A 21,437-nucleotide genomic window follows, 5' to 3' on the forward strand; every position below is an offset into this window, starting at 1 on the left:
CGGGCGCGTCCGCATTATTCGGAAGCCGCTTCGGCACACAGGGGTATAGCTCAGTTGGTAGAGCGGCGGTCTCCAAAACCGCAGGTCGGGGGTTCGAGCCCCTCTGCCCCTGCCATGGATCATCTTAGCAAATTGTCCACCCCTTGCCCCTTGTGAATCACGGGGGGTCCGGTTATGTAGGGCTTAACAGACACGTGGCGCGTGGGGCTGGCCGTCCAGCTTTTGCGCGCCCGCAGTCGTGAGCGGTACATGGCCTCCAAGACTAATCCCTTCACGTTCATCCAGCAGGTCCGCTCCGAGGTCGCCAAGGTGACCTGGCCGACCCGCCGCGAGACGCTCATTTCGACGGTGATGGTCTTCATCATGGTCGCCTTCGCCGCCGCGTTCCTCTTCGTGGCGGATCAGCTGATCGCCTGGGTGATCGGCTACATCATGAGCGCCGGCCGCTGATTGCTGGATAGAAGCAGGAATTCAATGACCGCTCGCTGGTACATCGTCCACGCCTATTCGAACTTCGAGAAGAAGGTCGCCGAATCGATCGAGGAGCAGGCGCGCCAGAAGGGCCTGACCGACAAGTTCGAGAAGATCCTCGTTCCGACCGAGAAGTTCGTCGAAGTGCGGCGCGGCCGGAAGGTCGATTCCGAGCGCAAGTTCTTCCCGGGCTACGTGCTGGTGAAGGCCGAGCTGACGGACCAGGTGTTCTCGCTCATCAAGAACACGCCGAAGGTCACCGGCTTCCTGGGGCCTGATAACCGCCCGGTGCCGATCTCGGAGGCCGAGGCGAACCACATCCTGAACCAGGTTCAGGAGGGCGTGGAGCGCCCGAAGGCCACCGTGCTCTTCGATGTCGGGGAGCAGGTGCGCGTGTCCGACGGACCCTTCGCCTCGTTCAACGGCGTGGTCCAGGAAGTGGATCAGGAGCGGGCGCGGCTCAAGGTGGAGGTTTCCATCTTCGGGCGTGCGACGCCGGTGGATCTCGAATTCGGTCAGGTCGAAAAGGTCTGACCGGGACGGGCGGCTTGGTCGCCCGAACCCCGTGCGGGAGGTGGATGAGGCTGAAGCCGGCCTCGTCGAGATCCGTACCGCACTCCTGCATGGCCGCGTCAGTGGCCGAACGACCGGCTCGCCGGTCCAACATAGAGGCAGAAGCTTATGGCTAAGAAAGTAGCGGGCCAGCTCAAGCTGCAGGTCAAGGCCGGCTCGGCGACCCCGTCGCCCCCGATCGGTCCTGCGCTGGGTCAGCGCGGCATCAACATCATGGAGTTCTGCAAGGCGTTCAACGCGCAGACCCAGGAGATGGAGAAGGGATCGCCGGTTCCGGTCGTGATCACCTACTACGTCGACAAGTCCTTCACCTTCGTGATGAAGACGGCTCCGGTGAGCTTCTTCCTCAAGAAGGCCGCGGGCCTGACCAGCGGCTCCAAGGAGCCCGGCAAGGTCAAGGCCGGCACGGTCACGCAGGCCCAGGTCCGCGAGATCGCCGAGAAGAAGATGAAGGACCTGAACGCGAACGACGTCGATGCGGCGATGGCGATGGTGATGGGCTCCGCCCGTTCCATGGGCCTGGAAGTGGTGGGCTGAAGACCATGGCGAAGATTGGCAAGCGCATTGCGAAGGCTCGTGAGGGCATCGACCGCGAGAAGCTCTACGACCTGTCGGAGGCCGTGTCGCTCCTGAAGGACCGCGCGTCGGCGAAGTTCGACGAGACGATCGAGGTCGCCATGAACCTCGGCGTCGATCCGCGCCACGCCGACCAGATGGTCCGCGGCGTCGTCAACCTGCCGAACGGCACGGGCCGCACGGTTCGCGTCGCGGTGTTCGCGCGCGGCGACAAGGCCGAAGAGGCCAAGGCCGCCGGCGCCGACATCGTTGGCGCCGAAGAGCTGGTCGAGAAGGTCCAGGGCGGCCAGATCGACTTCGATCGCGCCATCGCGACCCCCGACATGATGGGTCTCGTCGGTCGCCTGGGCAAGGTGCTCGGCCCCCGCGGCCTGATGCCGAACCCGCGCGTCGGAACCGTGACGCCGGACGTCGCGGCCGCCGTGAAGGCGTCAAAGGGCGGCGCCGTCGAGTTCCGCGTCGAGAAGGCTGGTATCGTCCATGCCGGCATCGGCAAGGCGAGCTTCGGCGCCGAGGCGCTGCTCGAGAACATCCGCGCCTTCGCGGACGCCGTGCAGAAGGCCAAGCCGACGGGCGCCAAGGGCAACTACGTCCAGCGCGTCGCCGTGTCCTCGACCATGGGCCCCGGCATCAAGATCGACCCGGCCACCGTTCGCGCGGCCGAGTAGTTTGAATTCGGGAGGCGGCCGACCTATGTCGGCGGCTTCCCTCAAAGTTTCCGCGGGGCTTCGGCCCTGCGGAAAGGGACGAACGGCTCCGGCCTTTCGTCTTCCTGTCCGAGATTGCGGGCGACGGAGCGGCTTGCCAGCCAGTCCATCTTAATCGCCAAGCCCGCATGAGACGGGGAAAGATCCGAATTCGTCGGCCATCCGTGTCCGATACCTTCGGTTCGAACCTCTGAATGCCTTGCTGCGACTGCCGGTTCCATTGCGGATCCCAGAAGCCAAGGGGACAGGATCCTCGAGCGTCGCCCGACCCGTCGGGCGGCAAACGGCAACCGGAGTGCAGCCGCAAGGGTGCGCTCCAACTGGAGAGTGGCAGTGGACAGAGCGGAAAAGCGCGAGTTCGTCACGGAGCTGAACGAGACCTTCAAGGCCTCGGGCGCGATCGTGGTGGCTCGTTACGCCGGTCTCACCGTCGCGCAGATGAACGACCTCCGGTCGAAGATGCGCGCGCAGGGTGGCACCGTCAAAGTCGCGAAGAACCGCCTCGCCCAAATCGCTCTTCAAGGCACGGACGCCGAGAAGATCCAGGGATTGTTTCAGGGCCAGACCCTGATCGCCTATTCCACGGATCCGATCGCGGCGCCGAAGGTGGCCAACGACTTCGCCAAGGGCAACGACAAGCTCGTGATCCTCGGCGGTGCGATGGGCACCACCGCTCTCGATGCGGAAGGGGTCAAGGCTTTGGCCGCCCTTCCGTCGCTCGACGAACTGCGTGGCAAGCTGCTGGGTATGATCCAGACCCCGGCGACCCGCATCGCAGGCGTCGTTGCAGCGCCCGCGGCTCAGCTCGCGCGCGTTTTCGCGGCGTATGCCAAGAAGGACGAAGCGGCGTGAGGCTCGTTCCTCAGCTAATTCAGAACATTCGAACCGTAAAGGAAGACTACAATGGCTGATCTCGCCAAGATCGTTGAAGACCTGTCGGCCCTGACCGTCCTCGAGGCCGCCGAGCTCTCGAAGATGCTCGAAGAGAAGTGGGGCGTCTCCGCCGCCGCTCCGGTCGCCGTCGCCGCCGCCGGCGGTGCTGGCGCCCCGGCCGCCGAGGTCGAGGAGAAGACCGAGTTCGACGTGATCCTCGCCGACGCCGGCGCGAACAAGATCAACGTCATCAAGGAAGTCCGTGCGATCACGGGCCTCGGCCTCAAGGAAGCCAAGGACCTCGTCGACGGCGCTCCGAAGCCGGTCAAGGAAGGCGCGTCGAAGGACGAGGCCGCCAAGATCAAGGACCAGCTCGAGAAGGCTGGCGCGAAGGTCGACGTCAAGTAAGACCGCCGTCCGGCGTCTTACGTCTGAAATTGGCGGGCGGGACGGCAGTTTGCCGTTCCGCCTTCCGTGCTCGGAACGAGCGGGCCGCCATGACGGCGTCCTCCCTTCCGGCGCCCACGTGTTCCGAGGCCATGATCTGCGTGGCTTTGGGAGACGCGGGCAGGGCGCCTCGACGGCGCTGACGGCCCCGCTTCCGTTCGCGGCGGAAGCGGATGTCCTCACTCCGAGGACACGAAATTCGAGCCCTTCGGTCAAGGGCGATGACGAGAGCAAGGAGCGACGATGTCTCAGACGACGACGTTTAGCGGTCGCAGGCGGGTGCGCAAGTTCTTCGGGTCGATCCCCGAAGTCGCCGAAATGCCGAACCTCATCGAGGTTCAGAAGGCCTCCTACGACCAGTTCCTGATGGTGGACGAGCCCGAGGGCGGGCGCCCGGACGAGGGGCTGCAGTCCGTCTTCCGTTCCGTGTTCCCGATCTCCGACTTCGCCGGCAACTCGATGCTGGAATTCGTCAAGTACGAGTTCGAGCAGCCGAAGTTCGACGTCGATGAGTGCCGTCAACGCGACCTGACCTTTGCCGCGCCGCTGAAGGTGACCCTGCGCCTCATCGTGTTCGATGTCGACGAGGACACCGGCTCGAAGTCCATCAAGGACATCAAGGAGCAGGACGTCTACATGGGCGACATGCCGCTCATGACGTCCAACGGCACGTTCATCGTGAACGGCACCGAGCGCGTCATCGTCTCGCAGATGCACCGCTCGCCGGGCGTGTTCTTCGACCACGACAAGGGCAAGTCGCACTCGTCGGGCAAGCTGCTGTTCGCCGCGCGCGTGATCCCCTATCGCGGTTCCTGGCTCGACATCGAGTTCGACGCCAAGGACATCGTGTTCGCGCGCATCGACCGCCGCCGCAAGATCCCCGTGTCGAGCCTCCTCATGGCACTCGGCATGGACGGCGAGGAAATCCTCTCGACCTTCTACAACGTCATCCAGTTCCAGAAGGACAAGGCCGGCTGGCGCATTCCCTTCTCGGTCGAGCGCGTGCGCGGCCAGAAGGCGCTTACCGACCTCATCGACGCGGACTCGGGCGAAGTGCTGGTCGAGGCCGGCAAGAAGGTCACGGCCCGCCAGGCCCGCCAGATGAAGGAAAAGGGCGTCGTCGCGCTGCGCGCCACGGAGGAGGACCTCTACGGCAACTACCTCGCCGAGGACATCGTCAACTATCAGACGGGCGAGGTCTATCTCGAGGCCGGCGACGAGATCGACGAGAAGACGCTCAAGGTCCTGCTCGACGCGGGCCATGAGGAGATCCCGGTCCTCGACATCGATCACGTGACGGTCGGCGCCTACATCCGCAACACGCTGGCGGCCGACAAGAACGAGAACCGTCAGGACGCGCTGTTCGACATCTACCGCGTCATGCGTCCGGGCGAGCCCCCGACCATGGAAACCGCGGAGGCGATGTTCCAGTCGCTGTTCTTCGACGCGGAGCGCTACGACCTCTCGGCCGTCGGTCGCGTGAAGATGAACATGCGCCTTGACGTCAACGCCGAGGACACCGTGCGCGTGCTGCGCAAGGAGGACATCCTCGCGGTCGTCAAGACTCTGGTGGACCTGCGCGACGGCAAGGGCGAGATCGACGACATCGACAATCTCGGCAACCGCCGGGTGCGCTCGGTCGGCGAACTGATGGAGAACCAGTACCGCGTCGGCCTACTTCGCATGGAGCGCGCGATCAAGGAGCGCATGTCCTCCGTCGAGATCGACACGGTCATGCCGCAGGACCTGATCAACGCGAAGCCCGCGGCCGCGGCCGTGCGCGAGTTCTTCGGTTCCTCGCAGCTCTCGCAGTTCATGGACCAGACCAACCCGCTGTCCGAGATCACGCACAAGCGCCGTCTCTCGGCGCTCGGCCCCGGTGGTCTGACCCGCGAGCGCGCCGGCTTCGAGGTGCGCGACGTTCACCCGACGCATTACGGCCGCATCTGCCCGATCGAGACGCCGGAAGGCCCGAACATCGGCCTGATCAACTCGCTGGCGACCTTCGCGCGCGTCAACAAGTACGGCTTCATCGAGAGCCCGTACCGGCGCATCGTCGACGGCAAGGTGACGCAGGACGTCGTCTACCTTTCCGCCATGGAAGAGGCCAAGCACCACGTCGCGCAGGCGAACGCGGTGCTCGCCGAGGACGGCAGCTTCGCCGAGGATCTCGTGATCTGCCGCCATGCGGGCGACGTCATCATGACGCCGCGCGAGAACGTCGACCTGATGGACGTGTCGCCGAAGCAGCTCGTTTCGGTCGCCGCGGCGCTGATTCCGTTCCTCGAGAACGACGACGCGAACCGCGCGCTCATGGGCTCGAACATGCAGCGTCAGGCCGTGCCGCTGGTGCGCGCCGAGGCGCCGTTCGTCGGCACCGGCATGGAGCCGATCGTCGCCCGTGACTCGGGCGCGGCCATCGCCGCGCGCCGGACCGGCATCGTCGATCAGGTGGACGCGACGCGTATCGTCATCCGCGCGACGGAGGACCTCGAGTCCGGCCGTTCGGGCGTCGACATCTACCGCCTGATGAAGTTCCAGCGCTCCAACCAGTCGACCTGCATCAACCAGCGCCCGCTGGTGAAGATGGGCGACCGGGTGCGCAAGGGCGACATCATCGCGGACGGCCCGTCCACCGATCTCGGCGATCTGGCCCTCGGCCGGAACGTGCTCGTCGCGTTCATGCCGTGGAACGGCTACAACTACGAGGACTCGATCCTCCTTTCCGAGCGCATCGTCGCCGACGACGTCTTCACCTCGATCCACATCGAGGAGTTCGAGGTCATGGCGCGCGATACCAAGCTCGGCCCCGAGGAGATCACGCGCGACATTCCGAACGTCTCGGAAGAAGCGCTGCGCAACCTCGACGAGGCGGGCATCGTCTATATCGGTGCCGAGGTTCAGCCGGGCGACATCCTGGTCGGCAAGATCACGCCGAAGGGCGAAAGCCCGATGACGCCGGAGGAAAAGCTCCTGCGCGCCATCTTCGGCGAGAAGGCCTCGGACGTTCGCGACACGTCGAACCGCATGCCTCCGGGCACCTACGGCACGGTCGTGGAAGTGCGCGTCTTCAACCGGCACGGCGTCGAAAAGGACGAGCGCGCCATGGCGATCGAGCGCGAGGAGATCGAGCGCCTCGCCAAGGACCGCGACGACGAGCAGGCGATCCTGGACCGCAACGTCTACGGCCGCCTGGTCGAGATGCTGTCGGGCAAGGTTGCCATCGCCGGGCCGAAGGGCTTCCGGAAGGGCGGCGAGCTGTCGGCCGAGGTGATGAACGAGTACTCGCGTTCGCAGTGGTGGATGTTCGCCGTCGAGGACGAGCGTCTGCAGGGCGAGCTCGAGGCTCTGCGCCAGGTCTACGACGACTCCAAGAAGCTGCTCGAAGCGCGCTTCATGGACAAGGTCGAGAAGGTCCAGCGCGGCGACGAGCTGCCTCCGGGCGTCATGAAGCAGGTGAAGGTCTTCGTCGCCGTCAAGCGCAAGATCCAGCCGGGCGACAAGATGGCCGGCCGTCACGGCAACAAGGGCGTCGTCTCGCGCATCGTTCCGGTCGAGGACATGCCGTTCAACGCGGACGGCACGCATGTCGACATCGTTCTGAATCCGCTGGGCGTGCCGTCGCGCATGAACGTCGGCCAGATCCTGGAGACGCATCTCGGCTGGGCCTGTGCCGGCATGGGCAAGAAGATCGGCGAGATGCTGGAAGCGTACCAGCAGTCGCACGACGTCCAGCCGCTGCGGCAGGAGATCGCCGGGCTTCTCGGCGACAGCGACCGCAACGAGCGCGTGGCCAACTACGACGACGAGTCGGTGCTGACGCTCGCCAAGCAGATGAAGCGCGGCGTGTCGATCGCGACCCCGGTCTTCGACGGCGCGGTCGAGCCGGACATCGTCGAGATGCTGGAGAAGGCCGGGCTGAACGGCTCGGGCCAGGTCACGCTCTACGACGGGCGTACGGGCGAGCCGTTCGATCGTCAGGTCACGGTCGGCTACATCTATATGCTGAAGCTGCACCACCTGGTGGACGACAAGATCCACGCCCGCTCGATCGGCCCGTACTCGCTGGTCACCCAGCAGCCGCTGGGCGGCAAGGCGCAGTTCGGCGGCCAGCGCTTCGGCGAGATGGAGGTCTGGGCGCTGGAAGCCTACGGCGCCGCCTACACGCTGCAGGAGATGCTGACGGTGAAGTCGGACGACGTCGCGGGCCGCACCAAGGTCTACGAGTCGATCGTGCGCGGCGACGACGCGTTCGAGTCCGGCATTCCCGAGAGCTTCAACGTGCTCGTCAAGGAAATGCGCTCGCTGGGCCTCGACGTCGATCTGTCGCAGTCGGTTCCCGACCAGCTTCCGTCGAGCGCGGGCCCGCTCCAGGGCCTTCCCGACGCGGCCGAATAGGCCGCCACGCAAAGGTCGCCTTGTGCGGCCATGGTCGGCGCCACGGTTTTGGGGCGCCGATCGGACTTTGCGGATGATCTTGGCGCCGGCTCCGCCCGGCGCGTTGCGGGGCGCGAGGCCCTGAAAAGGAGACAGCACCATGAATCAAGAGGTCATGAATCTCTTCAATCCTCAGGTGCAGGCGCAGACGTTCGATTCGATCCGGATCTCGCTCGCGAGCCCGGAGAAGATCCTTTCGTGGTCGTTCGGCGAGATCAAGAAGCCGGAGACGATCAACTACCGCACGTTCAAGCCGGAGCGCGACGGCCTGTTCTGCGCGCGCATCTTCGGTCCGATCAAGGACTACGAATGCTTGTGCGGCAAGTACAAGCGCATGAAGTACAAGGGTATCATCTGCGAGAAGTGCGGCGTCGAGGTCACCCTCTCGCGCGTGCGCCGCGAGCGCATGGGCCACATCGAGCTGGCGGCCCCCGTCGCGCACATCTGGTTCCTGAAGTCGCTCCCGAGCCGCATCGGCACGCTGCTCGACATGACGCTGAAGGACATCGAGCGCGTCCTCTACTTCGAGAACTACATCGTCACCGAGCCCGGTCTCACCGCCCTGAAGGAGCACCAGCTCCTGACGGAGGAGGAGTACATGATCGCCGTGGACGAGTACGGCGAGGACTCGTTCACCGCGCTGATTGGCGCCGAGGCGATCCAGGAGCTTCTCGGCTCCATGGAGCTCGAGCGCATCGCGGGCGATCTGCGTGAGGAGCTGGCGACCACCACGTCGGATCTGAAGCAGAAGAAGCTGATGAAGCGGCTGAAGATCGTCGAGAACTTCCTGGAGTCCGGCAACAAGCCGGAATGGATGATCATGCGCGTCGTGCCGGTGATCCCGCCGGACCTGCGCCCGCTGGTCCCGCTGGACGGCGGCCGCTTCGCGACGTCCGACCTCAACGACCTCTACCGCCGCGTCATCAACCGCAACAACCGCCTGAAGCGGCTGATCGAGCTGCGCGCGCCGGGCATCATCATCCGCAACGAGAAGCGCATGCTTCAGGAGGCGGTGGACGCGCTGTTCGACAACGGCCGGCGCGGCCGCGTCATCACGGGCGCCAACAAGCGCCCGCTGAAGTCGCTCTCCGACATGCTGAAGGGCAAGCAGGGCCGCTTCCGCCAGAACCTGCTGGGCAAGCGCGTCGACTATTCCGGCCGCTCGGTCATCGTGACGGGTCCGGAGCTGAAGCTGCACCAGTGCGGCCTGCCGAAGAAGATGGCGCTCGAGCTTTTCAAGCCCTTCATCTACGCGCGCCTCGACGCCAAGGGCTTCTCCTCTACGGTGAAGCAGGCGAAGAAGCTCGTCGAGAAGGAGCGTCCGGAGGTCTGGGACATTCTGGACGAGGTCATCCGCGAGCATCCGGTGCTGCTCAACCGCGCGCCGACGCTGCACCGCCTCGGCATCCAGGCGTTCGAGCCGATCCTGATCGAGGGCAAGGCGATCCAGCTTCACCCGCTGGTCTGCACGGCCTTCAATGCGGATTTCGACGGCGACCAGATGGCGGTGCACGTTCCGCTGTCCATCGAGGCGCAGCTCGAAGCGCGCGTCCTGATGATGTCGACCAACAACATCCTGCATCCCGCGAACGGCGCGCCGATCATCGTGCCGTCGCAGGACATGGTGCTGGGCCTCTACTACCTCTCGATCATGAACGAGAACGAGCCGGGGCAGGGCATGGCCTTCTCCGACATCGGCGAGATGGAGCAGGCGCTCTTCACCAAGGCGATCACGCTGCACACCAAGATCAAGGGTCGTTTCAAGACGGTCGACGAGAAGGGCAACCCCGTCTCGAAGATCTACGAGACGACGCCCGGTCGCATGCTCATCGCGCAGCTGCTGCCGAAGACGCACAAGATCCCCTTCGACATCGCCAACGACCTGATGACGAAGAAGAACATCTCGCGTCTGATCGACCAGGTGTACCGTCACTGCGGTCAGAAGGACACGGTGATCTTCTGCGACCGCATCATGCAGCTCGGTTTCAAGCACGCCTGCACGGCCGGCATCTCCTTCGGCAAGGATGACATGGTCATCCCCGAGACCAAGCCGAAGCTGATCGGCGAGACGCAGGCGCTCGCGAAGGAATACGAGCAGCAGTACAACGACGGCCTGATCACCCAGGGCGAGAAGTACAACAAGGTGGTCGACGCCTGGGCCAAGTGCACGGACAAGATCGCCGAAGAGATGATGGGCCGCATCAAGGCGGTCGAGTTCAACCCGGAGACGGGCCGGCAGAAGCCGATGAACTCGATCTATATGATGTCCCACTCCGGTGCGCGCGGTTCGCCCACGCAGATGCGCCAGCTCGGCGCGATGCGCGGCCTGATGACCAAGCCTTCCGGCGAGATCATCGAGACGCCGATCATCTCGAACTTCAAGGAAGGCCTGACGGTTCTCGAGTACTTCAACTCCACCCACGGCGCCCGCAAGGGCCTCGCGGACACGGCACTGAAGACCGCCAACTCGGGCTACCTGACCCGCCGCCTCGTCGACGTCGCGCAGGACTGCATCATCACGCAGGCCGACTGCGGCACCGACAACGGCCTGACCATGCAGCCCATCGTGGATGCCGGTCAGATCGTGGCGACGCTGGGCCAGCGCATCCTCGGCCGCACGGCGCTCGAGGACGTGGTGAACCCGGCGACGGGCGACGTCCTGGTCAAGGCCGGCACGACCGTCGAGGAGCGTGACGTCGAGGTGATCGAAAAGGCCGGCGTCCAGTCGGTGAAGATCCGCTCGGCGCTGACCTGCGAAGTGCGCACCGGCATCTGCGCCGTCTGCTACGGCCGCGACCTCGCGCGCGGCACGCCCGTCAACTTGGGCGAGGCCGTCGGCGTCATCGCGGCTCAGTCGATCGGCGAGCCGGGCACGCAGCTCACCATGCGCACCTTCCACATGGGCGGCACCGCGCAGGTCGTGGACTCGTCGTTCCTGGAAGCGTCGTACGAGGGCACCGTCCAGATCCGCAACCGCAACGTGGTTCGCGATTCCGACGGGCGTCTCGTGGCGATGGGCCGCAACATGGCGATCCTGATCCTCGATCCGTCGGGCAAGGAGCGTGCGTCGCACCGTATCACCTACGGTTCGCGCATCTTCGTGGACGACGGCGACCAGGTGCGTCGCGGCCAGCGTATCGCGGAGTGGGATCCGTATACCCGTCCGGTCCTCACCGAGCTCGACGGCACGGTGGAGTTCGAGGATCTGGTCGAAGGCCTTTCGGTCTCCGAGCAGGCGGACGAGTCGACCGGCATCACCAAGCGCCAGGTCATCGACTGGCGGGCCAACCCGCGCGGCGCCGACCTCAAGCCGGCCATGGTCATCCGTGCCAAGGACGGCTCGGTCGCCAAGCTCGCGCGCGGCACCGACGCCCGCTATTTCCTGTCGGTGGACGCGATCCTCTCGGTGGAGCCGGGTGCGACGGTCCGCGCCGGCGACGTCCTGTCGCGTATTCCGATGGAAAGCGCGAAGACCAAGGACATCACGGGCGGTCTGCCGCGCGTGGCCGAGCTGTTCGAGGCCCGCAAGCCGAAGGACAACGCGGTCATCGCCGAGATCGACGGCACGGTGCGGTTCGGACGCGACTACAAGAACAAGCGCCGCATCATCATCGAGCCGCACGAGGACGGCGTCGAGCCGGTCGAGTACCTGATCCCGAAGGGCAAGCCGTTCCATCTCCAGGAAGGCGACGTCATCGAGAAGGGCGACCACATCCTCGACGGCAACCCGGCACCGCACGACATCCTGGCCATCCGGGGCGTCGAGGCGCTGGCGAGCTACCTCGTGAACGAGATCCAGGAAGTCTATCGCCTCCAGGGCGTCGTGATCAACGACAAGCACATCGAGGTGATCGTTCGCCAGATGCTGCAGAAGGTCGAGATCGTGGAGTCGGGCGACAGCGGCTACATTCCGGGCGACCATGTCGACCGGATCGAACTGGCCGAGGTCAACGAGCGCCTTGAGGAAGAGGGCAAGAAGCCGGCTTCCGGCAATCCGGTGCTGCTCGGCATCACCAAGGCCTCGCTGCAGACGCCGAGCTTCATCTCGGCGGCGTCCTTCCAGGAGACCACCCGCGTCCTCACCGAGGCGGCGGTCGCCGGCAAGATGGACACGCTGCAGGGTCTCAAGGAGAACGTCATCGTCGGCCGTCTCATCCCGGCCGGCACGGGCGGCATGATGACCCAGGTCCGCCGCATCGCGACCTCGCGCGACGACCTGATCCTGGACGACCGTCGCAAGTCGTCCAACGCGGTCGAAGCCGACCGCATGCTGACCAACCTGACCAACGCCGCCGAGTAAGGCGGAACTGTCGGAACCGACGGGGAGGGGCCGCCACGCTGGCGGCCCCTTTTCATTTGAACATCGTGCCCCAGCAAGCCCGGAGCAGGGTTGACGCGCGGAGACGGAATCGTTAAACACCCGCCAACAGAGCCGATGTGAGGCATCGCTTTCCTGACGACGCGTCGGGGACCAGCGCTTCAAACAAGGCTTCGTTCAACGAGACGTACCATTGCTGGACGCATGATTGCGGTTTCGCCCGTGATCCTCTGCTTCAATGCCGGGCAGACCTCTTACTAGGTGAGGTCGATGCCCGGTTTCGTGCATGAGCCGTAGGCTTGGTGCGCCGTGGTGCCGAACGTTCCGAACCGAGATTTGAAGAGAAGGAAGGTTGGAATGCCGACCATCAACCAGTTGATCCGGAAGCCGCGCGTTCGTCCCAGCGAGCGCAACACCGTTCCGGCGCTCCAGGCCAATCCGCAGAAGCGCGGCGTTTGCACCCGCGTCTACACCACGACCCCGAAGAAGCCGAACTCGGCTCTGCGTAAGGTCGCCAAGGTCCGTCTGGTCAATGGCTTCGAGGTCATCGGCTACATCCCGGGCGAGGGTCACAACCTTCAGGAGCACTCCGTGGTCATGATCCGCGGCGGCCGCGTGAAGGATCTTCCGGGCGTTCGCTACCACATTATCCGCGGCGTGCTCGACACGCAGGGCGTCAAGGACCGCAAGCAGCGTCGTTCGAAGTACGGCGCAAAGCGTCCGAAGTAAGCCCGAACGACCGTCCGAGATTGAGAGACTAAAAGATGTCCCGTCGTCACTCTGCAGAGAAGCGTGAGATCAACCCGGATCCGAAGTTCGGCGATCTCGTTGTCACGAAGTTCATGAACGCCGTCATGTACGACGGCAAGAAGTCGGTCGCCGAGACCATCGTGTACGGCGCCTTCGACGTCGTGAACCAGAAGACCCGTCAGGACGCGATCGCGATCTTCCACCAGGCGCTCGACAACGTCGCGCCGCACGTCGAAGTGCGCTCGCGCCGCGTCGGTGGTGCGACCTACCAGGTCCCGGTCGACGTTCGCCCGGAGCGCCGCCAGGCTCTCGCCATCCGCTGGCTGATCACGGCCGCCCGCAACCGCAACGAGACCACGATGGTGGATCGTCTGTCGGGCGAGCTGATGGACGCCGCCAACAACCGCGGCACCGCCGTGAAGAAGCGCGAAGACACGCACCGCATGGCGGAAGCGAACCGCGCCTTCTCGCACTACCGCTGGTAAGACACTCTCTTCGAAAGGCGACGCCCCATGGCCCGCGAATACAAGATCGAAGACTACCGCAATTTCGGCATCATGGCCCACATCGATGCCGGCAAGACGACCACGACCGAGCGTATCCTCTACTACACCGGCAAGTCCCATAAGATCGGCGAAGTCCACGACGGCGCCGCGACCATGGACTGGATGGAGCAGGAGCAGGAGCGCGGCATCACGATCACGTCCGCTGCGACCACCACCTTCTGGGAAGGTCGCGACGGCAAGAAGCGCCGCTTCAACATCATCGACACCCCGGGCCACGTCGACTTCACGATTGAGGTCGAGCGCAGCTTGCGCGTGCTCGACGGCGCGATCGCGCTCCTCGACGCCAATGCCGGCGTGGAGCCGCAGACGGAGACCGTCTGGCGCCAGGCCGACAAGTACCACGTGCCGCGCATGATGTTCGTCAACAAGATGGACAAGACGGGCGCTGACTTCTACCGCTGCGTCGAGATGGTCAAGACTCGCCTCGGCGCCAAGCCCATCGTCGTCCAGCTGCCGATCGGCGCCGAGAACGAGTTCAAGGGCGTCGTCGACCTGATCGAGATGAACGCCCTCATCTGGCGCGACGAGTCGCTCGGCGCCCAGTGGGACGTCGTCGAGATCCCGGCCGACCTGCAGGACCGCGCCGCCGAGTATCGCGAGCTCATGATCGAGACCGCCGTCGAGGTCGACGAGGCCGCGATGGAGGCCTACCTCGAGGGCAACATGCCTTCGAACGATCAGCTCCGCGCGCTGATCCGCAAGGGCACCTGCGAGGTGACCTTCACGCCGATCTTCTGCGGCTCGGCCTTCAAGAACAAGGGCGTCCAACCGCTGCTCGACGGCGTGGTGGAGTTCCTGCCGTCGCCGGTCGACGTGCCCGCCATCAAGGGCATCGATCCGAAGACCGAGACCGAGACCAGCCGCGTGTCGTCGGACGACGAGCCGCTCTCCATGCTCGCCTTCAAGATCATGAACGACCCGTTCGTCGGTTCGCTTACCTTCTGCCGCATCTACTCCGGCAAGCTCACCAAGGGCACCGGCGTCCAGAACACGGTGAAGGAGAAGAAGGAGCGCATCGGGCGTATGCTGCAGATGCACTCCAACTCGCGCGAGGACATCGAAGAGGCCTATGCCGGCGACATCGTCGCCCTGGCCGGCCTCAAGGAAGTCACCACGGGCGACACGCTCTGCGACCCGCTGAAGCCGGTCATCCTGGAGCGCATGGAGTTCCCCGATCCGGTCATCGAGATCGCGATTGAGCCCAAGACCAAGGGCGACCAGGAGAAGATGGGCCTCGCGCTCAACCGTCTCGCGGCCGAGGACCCGTCCTTCCGCGTCAAGACGGACGAGGAGTCGGGCCAGACGATCATCGCGGGCATGGGCGAGCTTCATCTCGACATTCTCGTCGACCGCATGAAGCGCGAGTTCAAGGTCGAGGCGAACATCGGCGCTCCGCAGGTGGCCTATCGCGAGACGATCACCCGCGCCGCGGATGTCGACTACACGCACAAGAAGCAGACCGGTGGTACCGGCCAGTTCGCCCGCGTGAAGCTGCACATCGAGCCGGGCGAGCCGACCACGGGCTTCGTCTTCGAGTCGAAGATCATCGGCGGCGCCGTTCCGAAGGAATACGTGCCGGGCGTTCAGAAGGGTATCGCCTCGGTGATGACCTCCGGTCCGCTCGCTGGCTTCCCGATGGTCGACATCAAGGCCGAGCTCATCGACGGCGCCTTCCACGACGTCGACTCCTCGGTCCTGGCCTTCGAAATCGCCTCGCGCGCCGGCTTCCGTGAAGCCATCGCCAAGGCCGGTCCGAAGCTGCTCGAGCCGATCATGAAGGTCGAGGTCGTGACGCCGGAAGACTACGTCGGCGACGTGATCGGCGATCTGAACTCCCGCCGTGGCCAGATCCAGGGCACCGAGGCTCGCGGCATCGCGACCGTGGTGAACGCGATGGTGCCGCTGGCGAACATGTTCGGCTACGTCAACACGCTCCGCTCGATGTCCCAGGGCCGCGCGCAGTACACGATGCAGTTCGACCACTACGAGCAGGTGCCGAACCAGGTCGCCGAAGAAATCCAGAAGAAGTACGCCTGAGGCCTTTCGGCCTCGGCGACCACCCTCTGAAGCCCATCCGGGCACATGAATTGGAGAGCCTACCATGGCGAAGAGCAAATTCGAGCGTAACAAGCCGCATGTGAACATCGGGACGATTGGTCACGTTGATCACGGGAAGACGTCGCTGACGGCGGCGATCACGAAGTACTTCGGCGAGTTCCGCGCGTACGACCAGATCGACGCGGCGCCGGAGGAGAAGGCACGCGGCATCACGATCTCGACGGCGCACGTGGAGTACGAGACGGAGAACCGTCACTACGCGCACGTGGACTGCCCGGGTCACGCCGACTACGTGAAGAACATGATCACGGGCGCGGCGCAGATGGACGGTGCGATCCTGGTCTGCTCGGCGGCCGACGGCCCGATGCCGCAGACGCGCGAGCACATCCTCTTGGCGCGCCAGGTCGGCGTTCCCGCGATCGTGGTGTTCCTGAACAAGGTCGACCAGGTCGACGACGCCGAGCTTCTCGAGCTCGTCGAGCTGGAGGTGCGCGAGCTCCTGTCGTCCTACGACTTCCCGGGCGACGACATTCCGATCGTCAAGGGCTCGGCGCTGGCCGCCCTCGAGGACTCCAACAAGGAGATCGGCGAGGACGCGGTGCGCAAGCTGATGGCCGAGGTGGACGCCTACATCCCGACGCCGGAGCGTCCGGTCGACCAGCCGTTCCTGATGCCGATCGAGGACGTGTTCTCGATCTCGGGCCGCGGCACGGTGGTGACGGGTCGCGTGGAGCGCGGCATCGTGAAGGTCGGTGAGGAAGTCGAGATCGTGGGCATCCGCGATTCGAAGAAGACGACGGTGACGGGCGTCGAGATGTTCCGCAAGCTTCTGGACCAGGGCCAGGCGGGCGACAACATCGGCGCGCTGGTTCGCGGTGTGGACCGCGAGGGCGTGGAGCGCGGTCAGGTTCTGTGCAAGCCGGGTTCGGTGAAGCCGCACACGCGCTTCATGGCCGAGGCCTACATCCTGACCAAGGAGGAGGGCGGCCGCCACACGCCGTTCTTCACGAACTACCGTCCGCAGTTCTACTTCCGCACGACGGACGTGACGGGCGTGGTGACGCTGCCCGAGGGCACCGAGATGGTGATGCCGGGCGACAACGTGACGATGGACGTCAAGCTGATCGTTCCGATCGCGATGGAAGAGAAGCTGCGCTTCGCCATCCGCGAGGGCGGCCGCACCGTCGGCGCCGGTATCGTCGCCAGCATCGTCGAGTAAGTTTCGGCCTCTTGAAGTCAAGAGCGCGGCGGTATACACCGCCGCGTTCTCTTTGCCCTACGGGGCGGTTCGGGCGCCGTTCAGGCGTCCGGTTTGATCGGCTGAAGACTATTTAGCGATCGGAAAGCGCCGGCACTCCGGCATGGCTCCGACGGAAGGACGAATGCAATGAACGGCCAGAATATTCGCATCCGCCTGAAGGCGTTCGACCACCGCGTGCTCGACGCCTCTACCCGCGAGATCGTATCGACGGCAAAGCGCACCGGCGCCAACGTGCGCGGGCCTATCCCGCTGCCGACCCGTATCGAGAAGTTCACGGTCAACCGCTCGCCCCACGTGGACAAGAAGTCCCGCGAGCAGTTCGAAATGCGCACCCACAAGCGGCTCCTCGACATCGTCGACCCGACGCCGCAGACGGTCGATGCGCTGATGAAGCTCGACCTCGCCGCAGGCGTGGACGTCGAGATCAAGCTCTAACGAGCGGACATGAACCGGCCGGGCCGCCAAGGCTCCTAAGGTTCCTCTGAAGAAAGAACCAAGAATGCGTTCAGGTGTGATTGCACAGAAGGTCGGCATGACCCGCATCTACAATGATGCGGGCGAGCACGTGCCGGTCACGGTTCTCAAGATCGAGAACCTCCAGGTCGTGGGTCAGCGGACCCAGGACAAGAACGGCTACACCGCCGTTCAGCTCGGTGTCGGCACCGCCAAGGTGAAGAACACCTCCAAGGCGATGCGCGGCGTGTTCGCGCAGGCCTCCGTCGAGCCCAAGCGCAAGGTTGCCGAGTTCCGCGTGTCGGACGACAACCTGATCGACGTGGGCGCCGAGATCACGGCCGACCACTTCGTCGCGGGCCAGCTGGTGGACGTCACCGGCACCTCGATCGGTAAGGGCTTCGCCGGCGTCATGAAGCGCCACAATTTCGGCGGTCTGCGCGCCACGCACGGCGTGTCGGTCTCGCACCGCTCGCACGGTTCGACCGGTCAGCGCCAGGATCCCGGCAAGGTCTTCAAGAACAAGAAGATGGCCGGCCACATGGGCCAGACCCGCGTCACGACCCAGAACCTCGAAGTTGTCCGCACGGACGCCGACAAGGGCCTGCTCCTGATCCGCGGCGCCGTGCCGGGCTCGAAGGGTGGCTGGATCTACGTGCGCGACGCCGTCAAGGCGAAGCTCCCCGAGAACGCCCCCAAGCCGGCTGCCCTGCGCCAGGCCGCCAACAACGGCGCTTCGGCCGCTTCCGAGGGAACCGAGTAATGGACATCAAGATCAAGACCCTCGCCGGCGCTGAGGCCGGCTCGGTGACCCTGGCCGACGAGATCTTCGGTCTCGAGCCGCGCGAGGACATCCTCCAGCGCATGGTTCGCTACCAGCTCGCCAAGCGTCAGCAGGGCACGCACCAGTCGCTCGGCCGCGCCGAGATCGCTCGTACGGGCGCCAAGCTCTACAAGCAGAAGGGCACCGGTCGCGCCCGTCACGGCTCGGCCCGCGCTCCGCAGTTCCGCGGCGGCGGCAAGGCCCACGGCCCGGTGTCGCGCAGCCATGCCCACGACCTTCCCAAGAAGGTCCGTGCGCTCGCTCTGAAGCACGCCCTCTCGGCCAAGGCCAAGTCGGGCGGTCTGATCGTCATCGACGACCTGACCTCTGCGGACGGCAAGACCAAGGCGGTGCTCGCCCAGTTCGCGGGCCTCGGCCTGACGAACGCGCTGATCATCGGCGGCGCGCAGCTGAACGAGAACTTCGCTCGCTCGGCCCGCAACATCCCGAACATCGACGTGCTGCCGGTTCAGGGCATCAACGTTTACGACATTCTGCGCCGTCAGACGCTTGTCCTGTCGAAGGCTGCCGTCGAGGCCCTCGAGGAGCGCTTCAAATGAGCGATCTGCGCCACTACGACGTCATCACGAGCCCGGTCATCACTGAAAAGTCGACGCTGGTCTCCGAGTTCAACCAGGTGATCTTCAACGTTGCGAAGACCGCGACCAAGCCGCAGATCAAGGCGGCCGTCGAGTCTCTGTTCGGTGTCAAGGTCACTGCCGTCAACACCCTCGTCCGCAAGGGCAAGGTGCGGCGCTTCCGCGGCCGTCCGGGCCGCCAGAGCGACCAGAAGAAGGCGATCGTGACGCTGGCCGAGGGCCAGTCCATCGACGTCTCGACCGGTCTCTGACGGCTGGCTGCGAGGAATAGAAGATCATGGCACTGAAGAACTTCAAGCCGGTCACCCCGAGCACCCGCCAGCTGGTGCTGGTCGACCGCTCGGGCCTCTGGAAGGGCAAGCCGGTCAAGCAGTTGACCGAGGGCCTGCACTCCAGCGGCGGCCGCAACAACATGGGTCGCATCACCGCCCGCTATCAGGGGGGCGGTCACAAGCGCACCTACCGCATGATCGACTTCAAGCGTCGCAAGCTTGATGTCGTCGCCACGGTGGAGCGCCTGGAATACGACCCGAACCGCACCGCGTTCATCGCGCTGCTTCGCTACGAGGACGGCGAGCTGTCCTACATCCTGGCGCCGCAGCGCCTTGCTGCCGGCGACAAGGTGGTGGCCGGTCTCACCGGCGTGGACGTGAAGCCCGGCAACGCGATGCCGCTTTCGGCGATGCCCGTCGGCACCATCATCCACAACGTGGAGATGAAGCCGATGAAGGGCGGGCAGATCGCCCGCTCCGCCGGCGCCTATGCGCAGCTCGTCGGCCGCGACCAGGGCATGGCGATCCTGCGCCTGAACTCGGGCGAGCAGCGCCTCGTCTCGGGCTCGTGCTTCGCCACGGTCGGTGCGGTGTCCAACCCGGACCACGGCAACATCAACCTGGGCAAGGCCGGTCGCTCGGTCTGGCTCGGTCGTCGCCCGCACGTTCGCGGCGTCGCCATGAACCCGGTCGACCACCCGCACGGCGGTGGTGAAGGCCGCACCTCGGGTGGCCGTCATCCGGTCACCCCGTGGGGCAAGCCGACGAAGGGCAAGCGCACGCGCCAGAACAAGGCGACCGACAAGTTCATCATGCGCTCGCGCCATCAGCGCAAGAAGTAAGGGAAACACTCCATGACACGTTCCGTCTGGAAAGGTCCGTTCGTTGATGGCTACCTGCTGAAGAAGGCCGAAAAGGTCCGCTCCGGCGGTCGCAACGAAGTCATCAAGATCTGGAGCCGTCGCTCCACGATCCTGCCGCAGTTCGTGGGTCTCACGTTCGGCGTCTACAACGGCAACAAGCACATCCCGGTCTCGGTCAACGAGGACATGGTCGGACACAAGTTCGGCGAGTTCTCCCCGACCCGTACCTATTACGGCCACGGCGCCGACAAGAAGGCGAAGAGGAAGTAACATGGGCAAGGCCAAGGCCGAGCGCGTGCTCAAGGACAACGAGGCGAAGGCAGTCGCCCGTACGATCCGCGTGAGCCCGCAGAAACTGAACCTCGTCGCGCAGATGATCCGCGGCAAGAAGGTGGACCGCGCCCTCGCGGACCTGACCTTCTCGCGCAAGCGGATCGCCGAGACGGTGAAGAAGACGCTGGAAAGCGCCATCGCGAACGCCGAGAACAACCATGACCTCGACGTCGACGCCCTCGTCGTCGCCGAGGCCTTCGTCGGCAAGTCGATCACGATGAAGCGTTTCCACGCCCGCGGTCGCGGTCGTGCGAGCCGGGTCGAGAAGCCCTTCTCGCACCTGACGATCATCGTCCGCGAGAAGGCCGAAGAGGAGGCCGCGTAATGGGTCAGAAAGTCAATCCGATCGGCCTGCGCCTCGGCATCAACCGGACCTGGGATTCGCGTTGGTTCGCCAACACGGGCGAGTACGGCCAGCTGCTCCACGAGGACCTTGCGATCCGCAAGTACCTCCTCAACGAGCTCAAGCAGGCGGCGGTCTCCAAGATCGTCATCGAGCGTCCGCACAAGAAGTGCCGCATCACGATCCACTCGGCGCGTCCGGGCATCGTGATCGGCAAGAAGGGCGCCGACATCGAGAAGCTCCGCAAGAAGCTCTCGTCGATGACCAACGCCGAGACGCACATCAACATCGTCGAGGTCCGCAAGCCCGAGACCGACGCGACGCTGGTGGCGCAGTCCATCGCGCAGCAGCTGGAGCGCCGCATCGCGTTCCGCCGCGCCATGAAGCGCGCCGTGCAGTCCGCCATGCGCCTCGGCGCGGAAGGCATCCGCATCAACTGCGGCGGTCGTCTCGGCGGCGCCGAGATCGCCCGCATGGAATGGTACCGCGAGGGCCGCGTTCCGCTGCATACGTTGCGCGCGGATGTTGACTACGGCACCGCCGAAGCCCATACGGCGTACGGTGTCTGCGGCGTGAAGGTCTGGATCTTCAAGGGCGAGATCCTGGAGCACGATCCGATGGCTTCCGAGCGTCGGGCGGTCGAGGGCGACGGTTCGAACTCCGGTGGCGGCAATAACCGTCGTCGCGAGCGCGAGCGCGAGCACGCCTGATAGG

General features: G+C 65.1%; 20 protein-coding genes and 1 tRNA gene. All 21 read left to right on the forward strand.

The genetic code is table 11. The annotated features are described in order from the left end of the window. Positions 1-39 precede the first annotated feature (39 nt). Positions 40-115, forward strand: a tRNA-Trp gene (locus O5O54_RS01815). A gap of 134 nt (positions 116-249) precedes the next feature. After that, complete coding sequence (gene secE, locus O5O54_RS01820; protein WP_279478028.1) at positions 250-450, forward strand: preprotein translocase subunit SecE; 201 nt, start codon at positions 250-252, stop codon at positions 448-450. Between the two features lie 24 nt (positions 451-474). After that, the gene (gene nusG, locus O5O54_RS01825; protein WP_279478029.1) at positions 475-1,005 is read left to right on the forward strand and encodes a transcription termination/antitermination protein NusG; all 531 of its coding nucleotides are present in this window, start codon (positions 475-477) and stop codon (positions 1,003-1,005) included. Between the two features lie 147 nt (positions 1,006-1,152). After that, the gene (rplK, locus tag O5O54_RS01830) at positions 1,153-1,581 is read left to right on the forward strand and encodes a 50S ribosomal protein L11 (protein ID WP_279478030.1); all 429 of its coding nucleotides are present in this window, start codon (positions 1,153-1,155) and stop codon (positions 1,579-1,581) included. A 5-nt stretch (positions 1,582-1,586) separates the two neighbouring features. Continuing rightward, a complete protein-coding gene (gene rplA / locus O5O54_RS01835; RefSeq protein WP_279478031.1) occupies positions 1,587-2,288 on the forward strand; it encodes a 50S ribosomal protein L1 in 702 nt (233 codons plus the stop codon). 372 nt (positions 2,289-2,660) lie between these two features. Next, entirely contained in the window at positions 2,661-3,179 is a 519-nt protein-coding gene (rplJ, locus tag O5O54_RS01840) for a 50S ribosomal protein L10 (protein ID WP_279478032.1), read from the forward strand. Positions 3,180-3,230: 51 nt separating this feature from the next. Beyond that, a complete protein-coding gene (rplL, locus tag O5O54_RS01845) occupies positions 3,231-3,608 on the forward strand; it encodes a 50S ribosomal protein L7/L12 (RefSeq protein ID WP_090966815.1) in 378 nt (125 codons plus the stop codon). A gap of 282 nt (positions 3,609-3,890) precedes the next feature. After that, positions 3,891-8,045 carry a DNA-directed RNA polymerase subunit beta gene (gene rpoB, locus O5O54_RS01850; RefSeq protein WP_279478033.1) on the forward strand — a complete coding sequence of 1,385 codons (4,155 nt, stop codon included), beginning with the start codon at positions 3,891-3,893 and terminating at the stop codon, positions 8,043-8,045. A 139-nt stretch (positions 8,046-8,184) separates the two neighbouring features. Further along, positions 8,185-12,384 carry a DNA-directed RNA polymerase subunit beta' gene (rpoC, locus tag O5O54_RS01855; RefSeq protein ID WP_279478034.1) on the forward strand — a complete coding sequence of 1,400 codons (4,200 nt, stop codon included), beginning with the start codon at positions 8,185-8,187 and terminating at the stop codon, positions 12,382-12,384. Between the two features lie 375 nt (positions 12,385-12,759). Next, on the forward strand, positions 12,760-13,131 hold the full coding sequence (gene rpsL / locus O5O54_RS01860) for a 30S ribosomal protein S12 (protein ID WP_149300277.1): 372 nt from the start codon (positions 12,760-12,762) through the stop codon (positions 13,129-13,131). Positions 13,132-13,166: 35 nt separating this feature from the next. Next, positions 13,167-13,637: a 30S ribosomal protein S7 gene (rpsG, locus tag O5O54_RS01865; protein WP_055889358.1), complete on the forward strand. Its 471-nt coding sequence runs from the start codon at positions 13,167-13,169 to the stop codon at positions 13,635-13,637. Between the two features lie 27 nt (positions 13,638-13,664). Continuing rightward, entirely contained in the window at positions 13,665-15,755 is a 2,091-nt protein-coding gene (gene fusA / locus O5O54_RS01870) for an elongation factor G (protein ID WP_279478035.1), read from the forward strand. Between the two features lie 64 nt (positions 15,756-15,819). Further along, complete coding sequence (gene tuf / locus O5O54_RS01875; RefSeq protein WP_279478025.1) at positions 15,820-16,995, forward strand: elongation factor Tu; 1,176 nt, start codon at positions 15,820-15,822, stop codon at positions 16,993-16,995. Positions 16,996-17,163: 168 nt separating this feature from the next. Next, positions 17,164-17,472: a 30S ribosomal protein S10 gene (rpsJ, locus tag O5O54_RS01880; RefSeq protein ID WP_006205468.1), complete on the forward strand. Its 309-nt coding sequence runs from the start codon at positions 17,164-17,166 to the stop codon at positions 17,470-17,472. A 64-nt stretch (positions 17,473-17,536) separates the two neighbouring features. Continuing rightward, on the forward strand, positions 17,537-18,253 hold the full coding sequence (gene rplC, locus O5O54_RS01885; RefSeq protein ID WP_279478446.1) for a 50S ribosomal protein L3: 717 nt from the start codon (positions 17,537-17,539) through the stop codon (positions 18,251-18,253). Next, the gene (gene rplD, locus O5O54_RS01890; protein ID WP_055885488.1) at positions 18,253-18,873 is read left to right on the forward strand and encodes a 50S ribosomal protein L4; all 621 of its coding nucleotides are present in this window, start codon (positions 18,253-18,255) and stop codon (positions 18,871-18,873) included. Before rplC ends, rplD begins: the two co-directional genes overlap by 1 nt. After that, the gene (locus O5O54_RS01895) at positions 18,870-19,163 is read left to right on the forward strand and encodes a 50S ribosomal protein L23 (RefSeq protein ID WP_182084598.1); all 294 of its coding nucleotides are present in this window, start codon (positions 18,870-18,872) and stop codon (positions 19,161-19,163) included. The genes rplD and O5O54_RS01895 overlap by 4 nt, the downstream gene beginning before the upstream one ends. Before the next feature lie 26 nt (positions 19,164-19,189). Further along, the gene (gene rplB, locus O5O54_RS01900) at positions 19,190-20,026 is read left to right on the forward strand and encodes a 50S ribosomal protein L2 (RefSeq protein ID WP_279478455.1); all 837 of its coding nucleotides are present in this window, start codon (positions 19,190-19,192) and stop codon (positions 20,024-20,026) included. Between the two features lie 12 nt (positions 20,027-20,038). Further along, positions 20,039-20,317, forward strand: coding sequence for a 30S ribosomal protein S19 (gene rpsS, locus O5O54_RS01905; protein ID WP_061936381.1), 279 nt, complete (start codon positions 20,039-20,041; stop codon positions 20,315-20,317). 1 nt (position 20,318) lies between these two features. After that, the gene (gene rplV, locus O5O54_RS01910; protein WP_279478459.1) at positions 20,319-20,705 is read left to right on the forward strand and encodes a 50S ribosomal protein L22; all 387 of its coding nucleotides are present in this window, start codon (positions 20,319-20,321) and stop codon (positions 20,703-20,705) included. Then, a complete protein-coding gene (rpsC, locus tag O5O54_RS01915; RefSeq protein WP_119539726.1) occupies positions 20,705-21,433 on the forward strand; it encodes a 30S ribosomal protein S3 in 729 nt (242 codons plus the stop codon). Before rplV ends, rpsC begins: the two co-directional genes overlap by 1 nt. The last annotated feature ends 4 nt before the right edge of the window (positions 21,434-21,437 follow it).

This window comes from Aureimonas sp. SK2, assembly GCF_029813115.1.
Classification (GTDB): domain Bacteria; phylum Pseudomonadota; class Alphaproteobacteria; order Rhizobiales; family Rhizobiaceae; genus Aureimonas.

Bases quoted from the DNA above. Each gene is read 5' to 3' on its own strand.
- secE (WP_279478028.1), top strand. From the start codon at position 250: ATGGCCTCCAAGACTAATCCCTTCACGTTCATCCAGCAGGTCCGCTCC.
- nusG (WP_279478029.1), top strand. From the start codon at position 475: ATGACCGCTCGCTGGTACATCGTCCACGCCTATTCGAACTTCGAGAAG.
- rplK (WP_279478030.1), top strand. From the start codon at position 1,153: ATGGCTAAGAAAGTAGCGGGCCAGCTCAAGCTGCAGGTCAAGGCCGGC.
- rplA (WP_279478031.1), top strand. From the start codon at position 1,587: ATGGCGAAGATTGGCAAGCGCATTGCGAAGGCTCGTGAGGGCATCGAC.
- rplL (WP_090966815.1), top strand. From the start codon at position 3,231: ATGGCTGATCTCGCCAAGATCGTTGAAGACCTGTCGGCCCTGACCGTC.
- rpoB (WP_279478033.1), top strand. From the start codon at position 3,891: ATGTCTCAGACGACGACGTTTAGCGGTCGCAGGCGGGTGCGCAAGTTC.
- rpoC (WP_279478034.1), top strand. From the start codon at position 8,185: ATGAATCAAGAGGTCATGAATCTCTTCAATCCTCAGGTGCAGGCGCAG.
- rpsL (WP_149300277.1), top strand. From the start codon at position 12,760: ATGCCGACCATCAACCAGTTGATCCGGAAGCCGCGCGTTCGTCCCAGC.
- rpsG (WP_055889358.1), top strand. From the start codon at position 13,167: ATGTCCCGTCGTCACTCTGCAGAGAAGCGTGAGATCAACCCGGATCCG.
- fusA (WP_279478035.1), top strand. From the start codon at position 13,665: ATGGCCCGCGAATACAAGATCGAAGACTACCGCAATTTCGGCATCATG.
- tuf (WP_279478025.1), top strand. From the start codon at position 15,820: ATGGCGAAGAGCAAATTCGAGCGTAACAAGCCGCATGTGAACATCGGG.
- rpsJ (WP_006205468.1), top strand. From the start codon at position 17,164: ATGAACGGCCAGAATATTCGCATCCGCCTGAAGGCGTTCGACCACCGC.
- rplC (WP_279478446.1), top strand. From the start codon at position 17,537: ATGCGTTCAGGTGTGATTGCACAGAAGGTCGGCATGACCCGCATCTAC.
- rplD (WP_055885488.1), top strand. From the start codon at position 18,253: ATGGACATCAAGATCAAGACCCTCGCCGGCGCTGAGGCCGGCTCGGTG.
- O5O54_RS01895 (WP_182084598.1), top strand. From the start codon at position 18,870: ATGAGCGATCTGCGCCACTACGACGTCATCACGAGCCCGGTCATCACT.
- rplB (WP_279478455.1), top strand. From the start codon at position 19,190: ATGGCACTGAAGAACTTCAAGCCGGTCACCCCGAGCACCCGCCAGCTG.
- rpsS (WP_061936381.1), top strand. From the start codon at position 20,039: ATGACACGTTCCGTCTGGAAAGGTCCGTTCGTTGATGGCTACCTGCTG.
- rplV (WP_279478459.1), top strand. From the start codon at position 20,319: ATGGGCAAGGCCAAGGCCGAGCGCGTGCTCAAGGACAACGAGGCGAAG.
- rpsC (WP_119539726.1), top strand. From the start codon at position 20,705: ATGGGTCAGAAAGTCAATCCGATCGGCCTGCGCCTCGGCATCAACCGG.